The sequence below is a fragment of the Sphingomonas sp. ATCC 31555 genome (genome assembly GCF_000282895.1).
GTDB lineage: Bacteria > Pseudomonadota > Alphaproteobacteria > Sphingomonadales > Sphingomonadaceae > Sphingomonas.
Genome location: NZ_ALBQ01000025.1, coordinates 1 through 16,814 on the forward strand (window position 1 = coordinate 1; position 16,814 = coordinate 16,814).

The following is a 16,814-nucleotide window of genomic DNA, read 5'->3' on the forward strand; positions in this document are numbered from 1 at the left end:
GCACCGCGCGGCGCGCCGGCCGCGCCCGATGCGCCGGCGGCCCCAGCCGGGCCGGCAATGCCCGCCCCGCCCGCGCCACCCGCCCCTCCGGCGGCAGAGGGGCATCGCCAGGTCTATCGCATCAGCGAGACCAGGGACGGCAAGCAGATCAAGAAGATCATCTATGTTCAGCGCGACGGCCAGCGGCGGGAAGTCAACCTTCCCGACATGGCAGAGCTGCGGATGCGCATCCCCGAGATCCGCGACGGCAAGTGCGGCAAGGGCGATGGCTCCACCGTCGAGCACCGCACCGAAGGCACCAAGAAAGTCACCATCATCTGCAGCGACCGCATCGCTTCCATGACGGTGCATGCGCAGAAAATGGCATCGCTGAACAAGGATATGGCGATGCACAGCGCGCTGATGAGCCTGCAGCATGCCCGCCGCACCATCGAAGCGCAGCAGAATCTGAGCGATGCGCAACGGGCCGAGGCGCTGTCGGAGATCGACCAGGCGCTCGCCGAACTGCGGGACAACGCCAAGGACAGCAGCGACGACTGACACGCGTAGCGCGTCGCCGCATTTTTGCCCCGCGGCGACGTTCTCGGCGGGGCCGGCCCACCTCCTTCGGGGCCGGTCCCGCTCCGATTGCCTTGCCCTTCGGCGTGGAATGCCCAAATGCGGGGCATGACCGAAACCGCGCCCACCGGCCTCGCGATCGCGCTCGAACCGCTGGTGACGCGGGTGCTCGCCGGCAATCCCTCGCCCTATACCAGCACCGGCACCCAGACCTATCTGGTCGGCACCGCCGATGTGGCGGTGATCGATCCCGGCCCCGACGATGCCGACCATCTCTCCGCGCTGCTGGCGGCGGTGGACGGGCGGCCGGTGCGGGCGATCCTGTGCACCCACACGCACCGTGATCACAGCCCGGCCGCGCCTGCGCTGAAGGCCGCGACGGGGGCGCCGATCATCGGATGCGCGCCCCTGGCGCTGGACGATGGCGGGCCGCGCGCCGATGCCGCGTTCGACACCGGCTATGCGCCCGACCGCGTGCTGGCCGATGGCGAGCAGCTGTCCGGCAAGGGCTGGACGCTGACCGCGGTGGCGACGCCGGGGCATACATCGAACCATCTCTGTTTCGCGCTGGAGGAAAGCGGCGCGCTGTTCACCGGCGATCATGTGATGGGCTGGTCGACGACGGTGGTCGCGCCGCCGGACGGCAACATGGCCGCCTATATGGCCAGCCTGGATCGGCTGATGGGGCGTGCGCAGGACCGCGTTTACTATCCGGCGCATGGCGATCCAATCGAGAACCCGCACCGTTTCGTACGCGGCCTTGCCGGACATCGCAGGCAGCGCGAGGGCCAGATCCTTCGGCTGCTGGCGCAGGGGATCGGCGATGTGCCGGACATGGTGGAGCGGATGTATGTCGGCCTGGATCCGCGGCTCCACGGCGCGGCGGGCCGTTCGGTGCTTGCGCACCTGCTCGATCTGGAAACGCGCGGGCGCGTCGTCTCGATCGGAGATGTCTGGGGCCTTGCGGCGTAGCGGCGCAAGATCGCCTCGCCGAAACCGGTAGTCCTTTTCTTAAAATCGAGCTAGACTGACGCCATCAACTTCCCGGGGGGGATGAGATGGGCACGATTGCACAAAGCGCGCCGCGGTTTGTCGGCGAAGCACGTCAGGCGTTTGTTCTTGCCGTCGCGATGACGGCGACGATTGTCTTGGGATTCAGTGCGGCGATCGCGATGGGCTTTTCCAGCTTCAGCGCGCCACCGATCGTGCATCTTCATGCGATCGTTTTCATGGGGTGGGTGGCGTTTTACCTTCTTCAATCGTCCACCGCCTTGCTGGGATCGAACGGACTGCATCGGCGGCTGGGCTGGATCGCGCCGTTCTGGCTCGTGTCGATGATCGTGCTGGGTACCGCCGTCACCGTGCGAATGGTGCGGGCGGGGCGAGTGCCGCCGATGTTCCAGCCGCAGCATTTCCTGGCCTTCGATCCGATGGCGATCCTGGGTTCGGCGCTGCTGGTGCTGCTGGCGGTGCGCAACCGCAAGCGCACCGATTGGCACTGGCGGCTGCAGACCTGCGGCATGGCGTTGCTGACCGGACCGGGCTGGGGGCGGCTGATCGGCATCCCACCGCTGATTCCGTGGGCCTATCACGTGGTGTTCGCGGCGACGCTGCTCTTCCCGCTGGCGGGTGCGATCTGGGACGCGCGGCGCAGCGGGCGGGTGCATCCTGCCTGGCTGCTCGGCGTGGGTGTGATGCTGGGCGTGGAGCTGGTGATCGATTGCGTCACCTGGTCGCCGATCGGCTCTGCCTTGTATGCGGCGGCGACGGCGGGCTCGCCAGGTGCCAGCGTGGCGCCGCTCGCCTTTCCGCCGCTGGGCTGAGCCGCATCGCATCGGCTTGGTTGGCAAGCCGGGGGCTGCGCGCCTACATCGGCGGGGATGAACGATCCCCAGTCTCCCGAGCGGTTCAACGAGGAAAAGGCGACGTACGCGGTGCGCGGCGCCGAGGCACCCGACATCGAGGCGGGTGTCGCCGCGATCCGTAACGTGCTGAGCACGCTGCCCATTCGTCCGGGGGTCTATCGCATGCAGGATGCGCGCGGCGACGTGCTCTATGTCGGCAAGGCCCGCGCGCTGAAGAACCGAGTGACTAATTATACGCAGGTCAACCGGCTGTCGAAGCGGCTGCAGCGCATGGTGGCGCAAACGCGATCGATGACGATCGTCACAACCAACAACGAGGCCGAGGCGCTGCTGCTCGAGGCGCAGTTGATCAAGCGCTACCGGCCACCCTACAACGTCCTCCTGCGCGACGATAAATCGTTCCCGTTCATCCTGCTGCGGCAGGATCACGACTTTGCGCGCGTCCAGCTCCATCGCGGTGCGCGACGGTTCAAAGGTGACTATTTCGGGCCGTTCGCCGGCGCCGGCCAGGTGCGCAAGACGCTGAACGCGCTGCAGAAGCTGTTCCTGCTGCGCAGCTGCACCGACGGCTTTTTCGCCAGCCGCGACCGGCCGTGCCTGCTCTACCAGATCCGCCGCTGCTCGGCGCCCTGCGTCGGCCGGATCGACGAGGCGGGCTATGCCGAACTCGTCAGCGACGCGCGCGACTTCCTGCAGGGCAAGTCGACCAAGGTTCAGGCTAAGCTGGGCGAGCAGATGCAGGCGGCGGCAGAGAATCTCGACTTCGAACTGGCGGCGATCCTGCGCGATCGGCTGAAGGCGCTCACCTTCATTCAGGGCAGCCAGGCGATCAACGCCGAGGGTGTGGGAGATGCCGACATCTTCGCGCTGGCGTGTAAGTCCGGGGTGATCGGCATCGAAGCGTTCTTCATCCGCGGCGGCCAGAATTGGGGCCATCGCAGCTTTTTCCCGACGCATACCCAAGAGGTGCCCGAGGACGAGGTGCTCGCCGCCTTCCTGATGCAGTTCTACGAGGAAGTGCCCCCCGCACGGAACGTCTTCGTCGACCGCGACCTGCCCGAGGCCGAACTGCTGGCCGAGGCGATGGGCGAGCGCGCCGGGCACAAGGTCGCGCTTTCCATGCCCCAGCGCGGTGCACGGCGGCGGCTGCTCGACCAGGCCAAGCGCAATGCCGAGGAAGCGTTGGACCGCCGGTTGGCCGAAAGCACGACCCAGGCGCGGCTGCTCCGCGAAATGGCCGACCTGTTCGACCTGCCCGAGCCGCCCAACCGCATCGAGGTCTACGACAACAGCCATATCCAAGGCACCAATGCGGTGGGCGCGATGATCGTCGCGGGGCCCGAGGGCTTCCGCAAGAGCCAGTATCGCAAGTTCAACATCAAGCGCCCCGAGACGATCGCCGGCGACGATTACGGGATGATGCGCGAGGTGCTCAGCCGCCGCTTCGCCCGCGCGCAGGATGAGGACCCCGATCGCAGCCAGGGCGACTGGCCGGACCTGGTGCTGCTCGACGGCGGCCGCGGCCAGCTCAATGCCGCCAAGGCGGTGCTCGAGGATTTGGGCATCGAGGATGTCTGCATGGTAGGCGTCGCCAAGGGGCCGCACCATGGCCGCGACGGGCGCGAGGTGTTTCACCTGATGGACGGCAGCGAGCGGATGCTGCCGGTCAACGCGCCGCTCTTGTTCTACCTCCAGCGGCTGCGCGACGAGGTCCACCGCTTCGTCATCGGCGCGCATCGCGACAAGCGCGCGAAGGCGATCGGCGCGAGCCCGCTCGACGAAGTGCCCGGCATCGGCCCGGCGCGGAAGAAGGCGCTGCTGATGCATTTCGGCACGGCGCGGGCGGTGCGCAACGCGAGCCTGGTGGATCTGCAGAAGGCGCCTGGTGTATCCGCTGCGGTGGCGCAGCAGGTGTACGACTTCTACCACTCGCGCTAGCCCGGCCGCCGTTGAATTTCGATTGAGCCGGCGTAACGACTTGCTACTCTTGCGGCGGAGTTGTGGGGGAATTGCATGTTGCGGCGTTGTGCGTGGGTGGTTGCCGGGGTTGTTGCAGCGGGAGAGGCGCAGGCGGGGGACAAGGTTCTGTACCAGGCGGCGCCCGCATGGGTGGCGCCCGCGCCGGCCATCGACGCCGCGAAGCTGGGCGACAATGCGCCGGTGATGCAGGTGTTCGACCAGCAGCATCGGCTGGAGGGCGGCCAGGTCTGGACCTATCTGGAAACCGCCATGCGCATGGCGTCGCCGCAGATGCTGACCCAGGCCGGCACGCTGCCGCTGCAGTGGGATCCCAGCAAGGGTGACCTGATCATCCACAAGATGCAGATCCTTCGCGGCGGCGAGCGGATCGACCTGCTGACCAAGGGCGCGCGCTTCACGGTGCTGCAGCGGGAACAGAAGCTGGAGCAGTTCGCACTCGACGGCACGCTGACCGCGACGGTGGCGCTGGAGGGACTGCGCGTCGGCGACGTGGTGGACGTGGCGTTTTCGATCACCCGCAAGGATCCGACGCTGGCAGGGCAGATGGTGACCATCGCCCAGCTCCTGCCGCCGCCGGCCAAGCTGGGGTTCGGCCGGACACGGCTGCTGTGGAAGGACGACGTGCCGCTGCAGTGGCGCAGCTACGCCGCCGGCGCGGTGGCGAGCGGCGCGGGGGCGGCCCCCGTTGCGCCGACGACCCTGCCCGGCGGGTACCGCGAGCTCGTCTTCGCGCTGCCGACCGCCAAGCCGCCCGAAGTGCCCGAGGACGCGCCGCCGCGGTTCAAGCCGATGCCGCTGCTGGAAGCGAGCACCTATGCCGATTGGGCAGCGGTGTCCAAGGGCATGGCTCGCTATTACGTCACCGAGGGCGCGATCGCCCCCGGCAGCCCGCTGGCCGGCGAAGTCGCCCGGATCGTCGCGGCGAGCGGCGATGCCCGGGTGCGAGCAGCGATGGCGCTGCAGCTGGTGCAGGACCAGGTGCGCTACCTGTTCCGCGGCATGGACACCGGCAACTACGTGCCGCAGAAGCCGGCGGACACCTGGTCGCTGCGCTATGGCGACTGCAAGGCCAAGACGCTGCTGCTGCTCGCCATGCTGCGCCAGATGGGCATCCAGGCCGAGCCGGCGGTGGTGAGCGTGCAGATGAGCGACCTGGTCCAGGCACGCCTGCCTTCGCCGGCGGCGTTCGACCATGTCATCGTCCGCGCCACCATCGACGGCAAGACGCTGTGGCTGGACGGCACCCAGGGCGGCAGCCGGCTGGCCGACCTGGACGACGTGCCGCCCTTCGTCACCGCCCTGCCGCTGCGGCCAGAGGGGGCGACGCTGGAGCCGATGGCGCTCCGCCCGCCGGCACGCCCGGCACAGGACATCGCCGTCACGCTGGACAACACGGCCGGCATCGACTTCCCGGCCCGCTTTACCTTCCGCGCCACCTATTCGGGCAGCCTGGCCGAGCAGCTGCGCGGCGTGCGCGGGCAGATCGACGGCGAGAAGCTGAAGGAGCTCGTCACCCCGCAGATCAACAGCGTGCTCGGCGCCAACAGCAGCTTCGACCGGGCGCTGGAGGAGGACGCCAAGGCCGGCACGGTGACGATCACCGCCAGCGGCATCACCTATCCCGACTGGGGCCTGGACCGCGGCCGCCAGCGCCTGCCGCTCGACTGGACCAGCACCAACCTCGACTTCTCCCCCAACCGCGCCCGGGCGGCATGGAAGGCGATCCCCGTCGCCCGCGGCGGCTTCGCCGACGTGCGGGTGGTGAAGCGCATCCGCCTGCCCGACAACGGCAAGGGCTATGCCGTCGAGGGCCTGCAGACGCTGCCCGCCACGCTCGCCAACCTCCGCCTCGGCCGCAGCGCCGCGCTGGCCGACGGCGTGCTGACGCTCGACGATCGCCGCACCGCCGGGGTGGACGAAGTGCCCGCCGACCGGATCGCCGCCGTCCGCGCCGAAGTGGCGCGGGTGAAGGCCAACCCGCTCAAGCTCGTCGCGCCGCCCGACCAGCCGCCGCGCTGGCAGGCGGTGCAGGCCGCCCGCGCCGCCAACCGGCTGGCGCCGATCCTGGCCGATTACGCCAAGGCCATCGCCGCCGACCCCGACGATGCCGATTCCTACACCAACCGCGCCTGGTTCCTGGAGCGGATCTACGACTATGCCGGCGCGCTCGCCGATCTGGACAAGGCGATCGAACTGGCGCCCTCCGCCGATCTGCTCGCCCGCCGCGCCGGCGCCTTCCGCCGGCTGGGCCAGGACGACAAGGCGCTCGCCGATGCTGACGCCGCGCTGGCGCTGGACCCCAACCAGTCCCAGGCCATCGCCCTGGTCGCCAAGCTGAAGGCCCGGCAAGGCGCGCTGGACGAGGGCCGCGCGCTGATCGACGAGCGGATCGCCCAGGGCGGCGACGAAAAGCCCGGCTGGCAGACGACGCTGGCCGACCTGCTGGACGACAGCGGCAAGGTCGACGCGGCGCTGGCCGTGCTCGACGAAGCCATCGTCGCCGCGCCCGGCAACGCGGAACTGCTCAACGAGCGCTGCTGGATCCGCGGCACCCGCAACGTCGCGCTGGAAGCGGCGCTGAAGGATTGCACCAAGGGCATCGAACTGACCCAGGACAATGCCGGCATCCTGGACAGCCGGGCCATGGTGTATTTCCGCATGAACCGCTTCGCCGACGCGCTGACCGACCTGGACGCCGCGCTGCTCGCCAGCCCCGAACAGTCGAGCAGCCTGTATCTGCGCGGCGTGATCGGCAAGCGGATGAAATCCGCCACCGCCGACCTGTATCTTTCCGCCGCGCGCACCATCGATCCGCTGATCGCCGATCAGTTCAACCGCTACGGCATCAAGCCCTAAACGACACGACCAACGACCAAGCCGATGTCGCTACCTGTCCCCCCGGCCGCGCACCGGGGCGACGCCTTGCGTGCCCACCCTCCCGGAGCAGCGACGCCGCGGCCCGAGGCCGGGAGCGAATCGCGTTTAGCGGCGCTGGAGCGTCGCGGATGGTTGTGAAGTCGTGGACAATATCGCCGGAATTGTGCTGCCAAGTTTAGGAAGTTTAGGTCCGCGACGGTTTTTCGCGGCTTTGTGCGGGGGGATTGCCGGTTCTGTTGCGCCTCCTGTGTGTGGTCGTGTAAAGTTGTTTACAAATGCTGCTTCCAACGCCAGAAGTGGAACATAGCAGGAACAAGCGCTGTAGGAAAGCGGGGGAATGCTCCCCGGAAGGGGGAGGGGGCCGCGCCGCGCCAGCGGCAGTGCGGGCGTGGGTTGGATCGGGACCACCGCGCCTGCGGCACGGCCCCTCCACCACTCGCTGCGCGAATGGTCCCCCTCCCCCAGCGAAGCTGGGGGAGGAATGTAGAAGGAGCGCGACATACGCCATGGCCGAACGCAAACTCTTTGCAGGGCACGCCATCCGGCGGCTGCGCTTCCAGCTGGGGGTGAGCCAGGCGGCGATGGCGGGGGCGCTGGAGATTTCGCCCAGCTATCTCAACCTGGTCGAGCGCAACCAGCGGCCGATCTCCGCCGCGCTGATGCTCAAGCTGGCCGAGACCTATGACTTCGATCCCCGCCGCCTCGCCGCGGCCGAGCCCGGCGGCGGCGCCGAGGCGCTGCGGCGGCGGCTGGCCGACCCGCTGTTCGCCGATCTCGCCATCGATCGCCACCAGCTCGAGGAATGGCTGGCCGGCGCGCCCGACGGCGCCGAGGCCTTTGCCCGCGCCTATGACCGGATGGGCGGCGGCAGCGCCATGCCCGCCCCCGGCGCCGCGCAGGATCCCGGCCCCCAGGTCCGCCGCGCGATCGAGCGCTGGCGCAACCATTTCGCCGATCTCGACGCCGCCGGCGAGGCGCTGGCCGACGAACTGCGCATGGCCGGCGAGCCATACGGCGCGATGGCCGAGCGGCTGCGGGTGAAACATCAACTGGCGGTGCGCATCCTGCCCGCCGAGGTGATGGTCGATACGCTCAAGCGGCTCGACCTCCATGCGCGCCAATTGCAGCTATCCGAGGCGCTCGATCCAAGTGCCCGCGCCTTTGCGCTGGCCGAGCAGCTGGCGGTGGAGGCGCGCGACGAGATCGAGGCGCTGGTCCGCGGCGCCGAGCTCGACCGGGTGGCCGCGCGGCTGTTCCGCCGCCACCTCACCGCCTATTTCGCCGCCGCGGTGACGATGCCCTATGCCCGCTTCCTGCGCGCGTGCGAGGCGAGCGGCTATGACCTGGAGCTGCTCCAGCGGCGCTTCGGCGCGAGCGCCGCGCAGGTGGCGCACCGGCTGACGACGCTGCAGCGGGTGGGCGCGCGGGGCCTGAGCTTCTTCCTGATGCGGTTCGATCGCGCGGGGCAGGTCTCGAAACGCTATGCCGGCGCCAGCGGATCGGCGCTGGTCGAGGCGGCGGTGCCGTGCCCCTTGTGGAACGCCTATGACGCCTTTGCGCGGACCGACGAGACGGCGGTGCAGCTCGTCGAGCTGGAGGACGGCGCGCGCGCCTTCACCATCGCGCGCTGCGTGCATCCGCATGGCGGCGCTCCCGGCGGGGTGCGCCCGCGCTTCGTGATCGCGCTGGGCCTGCCGGCGGCGGAGGCGGGCACGCTGGCGGCGGCGCGCGGGGTGGACCTGGCCGGCCGCGCCGCGCCGATCGGTCTGGGGTGCCGGGCGTGTACGCGGCTGGCCTGCCCGCAGCGATCGGCGGCGCCTGCCGGGCGGGCAGCGGCGGGGAACGAGCGGGAGCGCGGGGTTACGGCATTTGGGTTTGCGGGGGATTAATTGTCGCTATCCTCTCGTAGAATCGACATGAAGCTGTCGAAATCGTGTGCAAGTCTGATGGTTGTTCTCTCCCAGATGCCCGGGGAAATGTCGCGAAAGTCATCGTGATACATGAGCCCGACAGGCGGGTTCGTACTGGATTTGTCTGGCCGGTAATCGAAGAATACGGAGTCACCATTGCCGCAATAGCCAAATATGATGATGTCGTCGGGCGTGGCTTCATCGGGAGGCTGATAGTAAGCGATGGTTTTTGACCCTGGGTAAGTTTGTGAATCGAAGCCATAAAAGGATATGTCGAGGTCGTTCGGTTTCCCATTCGCCTCCACAAAATCAAAAATATTTTTATGCGGTTGAAGCCAGTTATATCGGGCAATGAGGCTTTTATAGCTTTCTGGGAGGCATATTCCGAATTGACGCTCGAATGCGTCCAATGACGACCGTGGGACGGCGCCGTGGCTCCTGAAAACGTCGTTGTCGGTGATCATGATCCGCTCCCCGTGATGCTGCCCTTGACAGTTTTGTCAGACAGATCCTTAAAATCGTGTAGCGTTCGGTCCGCGCCAACATCGCTGCCCGAGGCTGCGGCGGCCCCGACCGGACGCGCGGCGGCGGGGAGCGAGTGGGAGCGCAGGGTGACCGTGTTTGGGTTCGCGGGGGGATTGAGGGGAGGTATGGCGTCTGATTCCTCGGTTAGCTGGACCATCAACAAGGATGTGCGACGCAGATGGGATCAAGGCTGATGCAGGTTGCCTATCTATTCTCCTCGCCGACTATCAACTCTTTGTAGAGTGGTAGGCATGTGAACCCTGTTAAGCCGTTCAAGGATCTGGTTATGGCAATGAAGTCCACGATCTGAGCGGCGACGACACTATCCTTCATTAAAAATAGATCGTCTCGAATGATGTCATTTTCAGCTACATCCGCGCGATTTCTGATTCTTTCATGACCATATTTTACTTCGAATTTTTCGAGTGAAGTGTACAGCGTGTACGATTTTATTGGGTGGGGCTGGTGCATCTTCCGTTGATGCTCAACTTCGGAACGTGCGCGATATTCCTGCCACAGCGCTTTATCGTGAACGATGACCTTCATATTGTTTTTGCAGGCAATCTGATGTTCTTCAGCTAAATTTCTGATTGGCGACGATCCATGCGCCAGCAAGGTTATCAGTAATATGGGGGATGCCACCTTACTCATATTGCGAGATCATGCTTGAAGGTTCTTTGGGGCATCGACGATTTTCCGGGATTGAGTGGTAGCTTTCCCACTTTCGAAGGGTCGCGCTCAAGGCTTCACGTGGCGCATTTGGATTTCACACATTGACTCCCATGAAATCAAAATGCACACTTCCCCGCAGGAGTCCAAACCCATGTCCACTGCCGTTGCGCGCATTCTCGGGGATCTGAAGACCTATGGCGGTCTGCAGGGGAAGGACATTGCCAATATCGTCGATGTCTCCACCGCCACCGTTTCGCGCTGGCTGCGCGGGGGTGGGACGCCGGGGCTGCATACCCAGACGGTGATTGCCGACCTTCGCTATGTCGTGGATCGGCTGTCGGACTTTTATTCGGCCGAGGAAGCGCGGCTGTGGTTGCATGCGCGACATCCGCTGCTCGGCAATGCGCGCGCGATCGACCTGATCAACGCCGATCGTACCGAGGAGGTGCTGGCGGTGATCGAACGGCTCGACGCCGGCGCGTTCCTGTAAGGACTGCCGCATGACCGAGCGCGTGGCGCGCGATCTGGCGTTGCTTGATCTGCTGGATGCGCATGACGGCGTCGCGTTCGAGGGTGAGGTGTGGCGGATCGTGCGAGCGGAGCGCGATGTGTTGCAAGGCTATGCCGCCGGCGCGCGCTGGGATCCGGGGACGTTCGATGTGCTCTATGCATCGCTGGCGCGTGACGGCGCGCTGGCGGAGATTCATTTCCATCTGAGCCGGCAGCCGGTGTTTCCCTCCAAGATGCGATCGGTGTTGCACCGGGTGGCGGTGCAGACGCAGCGGACCTTGCGGATCGCCGATCTGGCGGCGCTGGAGGCGCTGGGGATCTCGCGCGAGAGTTATCCGACGTTGTCCTATGCGCGGTGTCAGGAGATTGGCGACGCGGCGCAGTTTTTGGGCTTTGACGGGATATTGGCGCCGAGTGCGCGGTGGGACTGCCACAATTTGGTGCTGTTTTCGGACCGGATTGCGGCGGATGCGTTGCGGGTGGTGGACAGCGAGGCGCTGGATTGGGGGGCTTGGCGGGAGCGGGTTCGACGGTAGGGGGGGCGTCTGTCACCCTCACCCTCCCATCGCTGGCGCGATGGGCCCCTCCCTCTCCCAAGGGGAGAGGGGTTAAGGTCCGGCGAAGCCGCGGAAGGGTGAGGGAGTTTAGGCTTCCACCCCCAACTGCCAAAGCACGAACGCCATCTCGTCGGCATATTCGCGCAAACTCTCCCACCGCCCGGACTTGCCGCCATGGCCGGCGCCCATATTGGTCTTGAGCAGCAGGATATTGTCGTCGGTCTTGGTCGCGCGCAGGCGGGCGGCCCATTTGGCGGGCTCCCAATAGGTCACGCGCGGGTCGTTGAGGCCGCCCGAGATCAGCATCGGCGGATAGGCTTGCGCCTTCACATTGTCGTACGGGCTGTAGCTGCGGATCAGCTCGAACGCCGCCTTGTCCTCGATCGGGTTGCCCCATTCGGGCCACTCGCCGGGGGTGAGCGGTAGGCTTTCGTCGAGCATGGTGTTGAGCACGTCGACGAAGGGCACGTCGGCGATCACGGCGCCCCATAGCGCGGGATCGGAATTGACCACCGCGCCCATCAGTTCGCCGCCCGCCGATCGGCCGGCGATGGCGATCTGGCCCGGCGCGGTATAGCCGAGGGAGATCAGCCCCTTGGCCACGTCGACGAGATCATTGAACGTGTTGGTGCGCTTTTCCAGCTTGCCCTCGTGATACCAGTGCTGGCCGAGATCGTCGCCGCCGCGGATATGGGCGATGGCGAAGGCCATGCCGCGATCGAGGAACGACACGCGGCTGGTCGAGAAGCCCGGCGGGATGGCGTGGCCATAGGCGCCGTACGCATAGAGATAGAGCTTGCCGGTGCCGTCGCGCGGGAAGTCAACGGGCATAACGATCGAGACGGGGACGGCGGTGCCGTCGCGCGCGGTGATGGTCAGGCGCTCGGTGCGATACTTGGCTTTGTCATAGCCGCTGGGGATTTCCTGAACCTTGAGCGTCTCCAGGGCGCCGGTGGCGACGTCGTAATCCTGGACGGTGCCGGGGGTGACCATCGATTCATAGCCGAGCCGCAGCTTGGTGACGGCGTATTCGGGGTTGTCGCCCAGGCCCGCGACATAGCTCGCCTCGGGGAATTGCAGGCGCGTCGGGGGCACGCTCGCGTCGTAGCGGTGCAGCTCGATCTGGTCGAGCCCGTCCTCGCGGCCCTCGACCACGAAGAAATCGGCGAAACAGGCCACCCCGGTCATGTAGAAATGGCGCGAGGGGGCGATGCGCTCGGTCCATTCGCCGGGCGCCGCGATCGGCGCGGTGACGAGGCGCCAGTTGGTGTCGGTATCGTTGGTGTGGATGAACAGCGTGTCGCCGTGCGTGTCGACGTCGTACTCGCGGCCGGTCTTGCGTGGGGCGACGAGGATCGCCTGCCCCAGCGGATCGTGCGCGGGGAGGAGACGGATCTCGCTGGTCTCATGGTCGCTGGTGGTGAGCAGGATCCACTTGCGGTCGCTGCTCGTCTCGACGCCGACCGAGAAGCCGAGTTCCTCCTCGTGATAGACGACCACGTCCTGCGCCGGATCGGTGCCGAGGCGGTGGAGCTTGATCGTGCGGGTGCGCCAATGCTCGTCGGTGAGGCCGTAGAGCAGCGCGTCGCCGCCGGAGGTGAAGACGAGATTGCCGATCGAGCCTTCGATCGCGACATTGCCCCAGCGGCCGGCGGCGCCGGGGATGGTCTCGTCCGGCGTCGTGCCGGTGCCCAGGTCCTTGAAGCGGATGGTGTAGCGTTCGGAGCCGTTGTCGTCGGTCGAATAGGCCATCAGCGTGCCGTCCTCGCTGATGCTCACTGCGCCGACGCGGAAATATTCCTTGCCCGCGGCGAGCGCGGGTTCGTCGAGGATCAGCTCGTCGGGGCCGCCGGCGACGGGCTTGCGCCACCAGCGCGGATATTCGCCGCCGGTTTCGTAATCGGTCCAGTAGAGCCAGTCGCCGTCCTTCTGGGGGACGGTGGATTCGTCTTCCTTGATGCGGCCGCGCATCTCCTGGAACAGCGTTTCGGAGAGCGCCTTGTGGGGGGCCATGATCGCGTCGAAATAGGCATTCTCGGCCTCGAGATAGGCGAGCACGTCCTTGTCCTGCACGTCGGGATAGCCGGGGTCGCGCAGCCAGGCCCAGGGATCTTCGATGGTGATGCCGTGGTGGGTGACGCTGTGCGGCCGAGTGGCGGCGACGGGGGGCTTGGGATGTTCGCTCATCGCATCGTTGTAGGAAGCCGCGGGCGTTTCGTCATCCCTTGCGCCGCGGCTGCGCGACCAGGCGGGTGGGGCGGTGGCAGAGGTGGCAGAAGGCGAAATCGAACAGCGTGGTCAGCTGCCAGCGCTGATCGGACCGGTTCCATTCGGCCCAGGCGTCGCGCGTCACTTCCGCCCCGCCGCAATGTTCGCAGACATAGTCGACCGGCGGCGCACCGGCAGGGCGGCCATCGGAAGCGGGCGGGGCGGGTTGGCGGGACACGCCGCGCGGCATAGCCCATCGCTGCTCCGTTCCGGCGCGAGATGCCTCCGAAATGGAGACGATCAGGCGGCGCGGGCCTGCGCGGCCATGGCGCGGCACATGCGATCGAGCGCATCGGCGACGAGCCGGGCGGCGTCGGGATCGAGGCCGGGATCGGCGGCGATGGCACGATCCATCGCGTGCGCCCATTGCGCGGCGGTTTCGGACGTGACGGGCAGGGCGCGGTGGAACGACATGATGCACATGCCCGGCCGGCTGGTGAACCAGTCGCGCGGACCGCCGCTCCAGGCGATCAGGAACCGGGCGAGCGACTGGCGGACGGGACCGAAATCGTCGCCGTGCATCGCCTTCAGCGCGGCATAGGCGGAATCGGTTTCGACCAGATCATAGAAGCGATCGACGATCGCGCAGAGCGCTTCGGCGCCGCCGAGGCGATCATAGGGGGTGGGAGAAACCGACATGCCGCCCCTGCTAGCGGCAAGGGCGGCATGCGGCGTTGATCCAGGTCAACCGGGGCGCCAGGCACCCCGGCATGCCCGATCAGAAGTGAGCGATCACACCCGCCATCGGGCGGAAGCTCTTCGCGTCGTTGAACGTGTTCATCTCGACACGCAGGCGGACGCCGCTGTTGCCGGTGATGCCGCCCAGGCCGATATCCTTCGGGCCGACTTCGACGCCCAGACCATAGGTCATCGCGTGATAATCGCGGCTGTCATTGCCGAGACGATCGAAATTGACCCACTGATAGCCGACCTTGCCGTAGATCAGGCCGCTTTCACCGGCGCGCAGGCCGACGCGACCGGCAGCGCCATATTCCCAATCGATGTCGCCATCGATGCCCTTGGCGACATTGCCTTCGGCGCCGACGAACACCGGGCCGAGCGGCACGTTCACGCCGACCACGCCCTGCACCAGCGAGCCATCATAGCGATAGCCGTTCGGCTGCACCGGAATGCCGGCATTTTCCTGGCGATCGAAGCGTTCCCAGCCGCCGAGGATACCGACATACGGCTCGATGCCGAACGCACGGGTGCCGTCGGGCGCGGTGGTGGTGCCGCTATCGGCCTGTGCGGACGTGGTGGTGGCGGTGCCGGCCGAACCTGCGCCATAGGTGCTGTCCTGCGCGAAAGCGGGGACGGCGAGGGGCAGCGCGGCACTGAGTGCCGCGACGGCGATGATGTTACGCATTGGGAGAACCTCGTACGCTATTAAACCGAATATCCCTGCACCTGGCCGAGCGTCAGCGGCGGGCGGGGATGTCGGGTCCAATGCCGGGCTGGTGGCGAAGGTTGCGTCGCGGCAAACCTTTTCACCTACCTGTTGCAGTGCGGCAACGGTTTCTGTCGCTGCGATGAACGCGGGTGGCGGTTCAGCCCTTGGGCTGGCCTTCGGCCGGAACCGGGGTGAGTTCGTACAGGTCGACGCTGCCCGGACGCTCGCCCGGAACCGCCAGCCGCCAACGGAACGGACCGAAGCGTTCGACCAGCCCGACCACGTCGCGCGCCCCCGCGCTGCCATAGCCGATATCGTTCGCGCCCGCCTTGCGCTGGCGAGCGCCCAGGAACACCGCGCGCTTGCCATCGGGGAAGACATAGCCCGCGACGATATCGGTGCCGGTCTGCTTGGCGAGGCCGAGCGGCGCGTCTTCCGCCGCTTCGCCGGCGGGCGAAATGAAGCAGAAGCCGCTGGGCGTCGGCTGGACGAGCGCACCGCCGCGTGCGGACGGACGCAGGCGCAGCGTGCGGCAGCGATAGGAACCGGGCGGCAGCGCCGGGTGCGGCTGGCCTGCCTCCGGATCGAGGACCGCGCCGGTCTTCACCCGGATCGGCGCGCGCAGGCCGGTGTAGAGCCGGCGCCAATCGCCCGGCAGCGCTTCCAGCCGCGGGATGTCGCTATCGGCGATGCGGGTGCGCCACAGCGGCGGGGCAGGCGGCACGTCGACATGAGGGACGACAAGGGTGACCGCCGGGCTGGCAGGCTGGCAGGCAGCGAGCACGGGCAAGGCAAGCATCGCAACGGCGAGCCGGTACATGTTTGATTTCCCCTGATGAAACCGCAGCGCCGCGCGGCGCTTGTCGAGCGAGCACGGTCGTTGAAGAGTCTTAACGAAAAGTAAACGCTGCGGCAAACCGTCCCCCATCCGCGATGAGCGTGGCATTGCCCCTTGGAACCGAGCGAGCAAGCGGCCATTACCGGGGGGATGGTACAGGTGGGAGTAGGTTGATGACGGGACGGATTCTGGCGGCGGGAGGGCTGGCGATGCTGGCGCTTACCGGGTGCGTCACCAAGGCGCAGAACGAGCGCTACATGGCGGGCCAACACCGCGCCCAGGCCGAGCTGCGCGATGCCGGCGGCAAGATCGTCGGCACCGCGGTTGCCGAGGAAATCGACGGATCGATCCGCGTGCTGGTGGACGTGCGCGGCGTGGCGCCGGGGCCGCACGGCGTACATGTGCACACCGTCGGCAAGTGCACCGCCCCCGATTTCACCAGCGCAGGCGGCCATTGGAACGCCACCGCCAAGCAGCATGGCAAGGAAAACCCGATGGGGCCGCACAGCGGCGACATGCCCAACCTGAAGGTGGACGAGAAGGGCAGCGGCAATGGCCGCTTCATGCTGGAAGGCGGCACCTTCGCCGGCCTGCTGGACGAGGATGGCGCATCGCTGGTCGTCCATGCGGGCGAGGATGATTACAAGACCGATCCGTCCGGCAACAGCGGCGGGCGGATCGCCTGCGGCGTATTCCAGGCGATGTGAGCGGCTGGGGAGAGGGTAGCGCCTCTCCCGCTCCCCGTGGGAGGCGGTGCAAGACCTCCCCGTCCTTCCCGCGGCGGGAACCAATCGACTGCGCGCGGATGACGATGCAGGTCCGCCCTGGGCGCTCGCCGTTGCCCGCCCTGGGCAAGCCCGAACG

At 67.1% G+C, this 16,814-nt stretch carries 15 protein-coding genes and 1 pseudogene; 9 read left to right on the forward strand and 7 right to left on the reverse strand.

The window, feature by feature from the left end; all coding sequences use genetic code 11:
- The 6 genes and pseudogenes from B215_RS20065 to B215_RS0112570 form a co-directional block, all read left to right on the forward strand.
- Positions 1–540, forward strand: a pseudogene (locus tag B215_RS20065) (hypothetical protein); the annotation flags it as partial.
- Positions 541–657: 117 nt separating this feature from the next.
- The gene (locus tag B215_RS0112550; RefSeq protein WP_019369998.1) at positions 658–1,530 is read left to right on the forward strand and encodes an MBL fold metallo-hydrolase; all 873 of its coding nucleotides are present in this window, start codon (positions 658–660) and stop codon (positions 1,528–1,530) included.
- A 158-nt stretch (positions 1,531–1,688) separates the two neighbouring features.
- The gene (locus B215_RS0112555; RefSeq protein WP_236704558.1) at positions 1,689–2,381 is read left to right on the forward strand and encodes a hypothetical protein; all 693 of its coding nucleotides are present in this window, start codon (positions 1,689–1,691) and stop codon (positions 2,379–2,381) included.
- 57 nt (positions 2,382–2,438) lie between these two features.
- Positions 2,439–4,361 carry an excinuclease ABC subunit UvrC gene (uvrC, locus tag B215_RS0112560; RefSeq protein ID WP_019370000.1) on the forward strand — a complete coding sequence of 641 codons (1,923 nt, stop codon included), beginning with the start codon at positions 2,439–2,441 and terminating at the stop codon, positions 4,359–4,361.
- A 75-nt stretch (positions 4,362–4,436) separates the two neighbouring features.
- On the forward strand, positions 4,437–7,259 hold the full coding sequence (locus B215_RS0112565; protein WP_082664526.1) for a DUF3857 domain-containing transglutaminase family protein: 2,823 nt from the start codon (positions 4,437–4,439) through the stop codon (positions 7,257–7,259).
- Positions 7,260–7,786: 527 nt separating this feature from the next.
- The gene (locus tag B215_RS0112570) at positions 7,787–9,169 is read left to right on the forward strand and encodes a helix-turn-helix domain-containing protein (protein WP_019370002.1); all 1,383 of its coding nucleotides are present in this window, start codon (positions 7,787–7,789) and stop codon (positions 9,167–9,169) included.
- Here B215_RS0112570 and B215_RS20670 read toward each other — a convergent pair.
- Positions 9,166–9,654 carry an SMI1/KNR4 family protein gene (locus tag B215_RS20670; protein ID WP_019370003.1) on the reverse strand — a complete coding sequence of 163 codons (489 nt, stop codon included), beginning with the start codon at positions 9,652–9,654 and terminating at the stop codon, positions 9,166–9,168. The genes B215_RS0112570 and B215_RS20670 overlap by 4 nt on opposite strands.
- Positions 9,655–9,919: 265 nt before the next feature.
- Entirely contained in the window at positions 9,920–10,366 is a 447-nt protein-coding gene (locus B215_RS21370; protein WP_152997924.1) for a hypothetical protein, read from the reverse strand.
- Between the two features lie 172 nt (positions 10,367–10,538).
- Here B215_RS21370 and B215_RS0112590 point away from each other — a divergent pair, with 172 nt between their 5' ends.
- Complete coding sequence (locus B215_RS0112590) at positions 10,539–10,877, forward strand: antitoxin Xre/MbcA/ParS toxin-binding domain-containing protein (RefSeq protein WP_019370005.1); 339 nt, start codon at positions 10,539–10,541, stop codon at positions 10,875–10,877.
- A gap of 10 nt (positions 10,878–10,887) precedes the next feature.
- Positions 10,888–11,433 (forward strand): RES family NAD+ phosphorylase, encoded by a 546-nt coding sequence (locus tag B215_RS0112595; RefSeq protein ID WP_019370006.1) that lies wholly within the window; start codon positions 10,888–10,890, stop codon positions 11,431–11,433.
- A gap of 108 nt (positions 11,434–11,541) precedes the next feature.
- Here the strand turns inward: B215_RS0112595 and B215_RS0112600 are convergent, their stop codons facing one another.
- The 5 genes from B215_RS0112600 to B215_RS0112620 form a co-directional block, all read right to left on the reverse strand.
- Positions 11,542–13,641: a S9 family peptidase gene (locus tag B215_RS0112600; RefSeq protein ID WP_019370007.1), complete on the reverse strand. Its 2,100-nt coding sequence runs from the start codon at positions 13,639–13,641 to the stop codon at positions 11,542–11,544.
- 31 nt (positions 13,642–13,672) lie between these two features.
- Complete coding sequence (locus B215_RS20075; RefSeq protein WP_152997899.1) at positions 13,673–13,900, reverse strand: hypothetical protein; 228 nt, start codon at positions 13,898–13,900, stop codon at positions 13,673–13,675.
- Positions 13,901–13,962: 62 nt separating this feature from the next.
- Positions 13,963–14,361 carry a globin domain-containing protein gene (locus tag B215_RS0112610; protein WP_019370009.1) on the reverse strand — a complete coding sequence of 133 codons (399 nt, stop codon included), beginning with the start codon at positions 14,359–14,361 and terminating at the stop codon, positions 13,963–13,965.
- A gap of 79 nt (positions 14,362–14,440) precedes the next feature.
- Positions 14,441–15,088 (reverse strand): hypothetical protein, encoded by a 648-nt coding sequence (locus B215_RS0112615; protein WP_019370010.1) that lies wholly within the window; start codon positions 15,086–15,088, stop codon positions 14,441–14,443.
- 181 nt (positions 15,089–15,269) lie between these two features.
- A complete protein-coding gene (locus tag B215_RS0112620; protein WP_019370011.1) occupies positions 15,270–15,932 on the reverse strand; it encodes a DUF4893 domain-containing protein in 663 nt (220 codons plus the stop codon).
- Between the two features lie 191 nt (positions 15,933–16,123).
- On the opposite strand from B215_RS0112620, the gene B215_RS0112625 reads away from it, so the two are divergent.
- Positions 16,124–16,657 (forward strand): superoxide dismutase family protein, encoded by a 534-nt coding sequence (locus B215_RS0112625; RefSeq protein WP_026009216.1) that lies wholly within the window; start codon positions 16,124–16,126, stop codon positions 16,655–16,657.
- Positions 16,658–16,814 lie beyond the last annotated feature (157 nt).

Bases quoted from the DNA above. Each gene is read 5' to 3' on its own strand.
- B215_RS0112550 (WP_019369998.1), top strand. From the start codon at position 658: ATGCGGGGCATGACCGAAACCGCGCCCACCGGCCTCGCGATCGCGCTC.
- B215_RS21370 (WP_152997924.1), bottom strand. From the start codon at position 10,366: ATGAGTAAGGTGGCATCCCCCATATTACTGATAACCTTGCTGGCGCAT.
- B215_RS0112595 (WP_019370006.1), top strand. From the start codon at position 10,888: ATGACCGAGCGCGTGGCGCGCGATCTGGCGTTGCTTGATCTGCTGGAT.
- B215_RS0112590 (WP_019370005.1), top strand. From the start codon at position 10,539: ATGTCCACTGCCGTTGCGCGCATTCTCGGGGATCTGAAGACCTATGGC.
- B215_RS0112615 (WP_019370010.1), bottom strand. From the start codon at position 15,088: ATGCGTAACATCATCGCCGTCGCGGCACTCAGTGCCGCGCTGCCCCTC.
- B215_RS0112610 (WP_019370009.1), bottom strand. From the start codon at position 14,361: ATGTCGGTTTCTCCCACCCCCTATGATCGCCTCGGCGGCGCCGAAGCG.
- B215_RS20670 (WP_019370003.1), bottom strand. From the start codon at position 9,654: ATGATCACCGACAACGACGTTTTCAGGAGCCACGGCGCCGTCCCACGG.
- B215_RS0112600 (WP_019370007.1), bottom strand. From the start codon at position 13,641: ATGAGCGAACATCCCAAGCCCCCCGTCGCCGCCACTCGGCCGCACAGC.
- uvrC (WP_019370000.1), top strand. From the start codon at position 2,439: ATGAACGATCCCCAGTCTCCCGAGCGGTTCAACGAGGAAAAGGCGACG.
- B215_RS0112570 (WP_019370002.1), top strand. From the start codon at position 7,787: ATGGCCGAACGCAAACTCTTTGCAGGGCACGCCATCCGGCGGCTGCGC.
- B215_RS0112620 (WP_019370011.1), bottom strand. From the start codon at position 15,932: ATGTACCGGCTCGCCGTTGCGATGCTTGCCTTGCCCGTGCTCGCTGCC.
- B215_RS0112565 (WP_082664526.1), top strand. From the start codon at position 4,437: ATGTTGCGGCGTTGTGCGTGGGTGGTTGCCGGGGTTGTTGCAGCGGGA.
- B215_RS0112625 (WP_026009216.1), top strand. From the start codon at position 16,124: ATGACGGGACGGATTCTGGCGGCGGGAGGGCTGGCGATGCTGGCGCTT.
- B215_RS0112555 (WP_236704558.1), top strand. From the start codon at position 1,689: ATGACGGCGACGATTGTCTTGGGATTCAGTGCGGCGATCGCGATGGGC.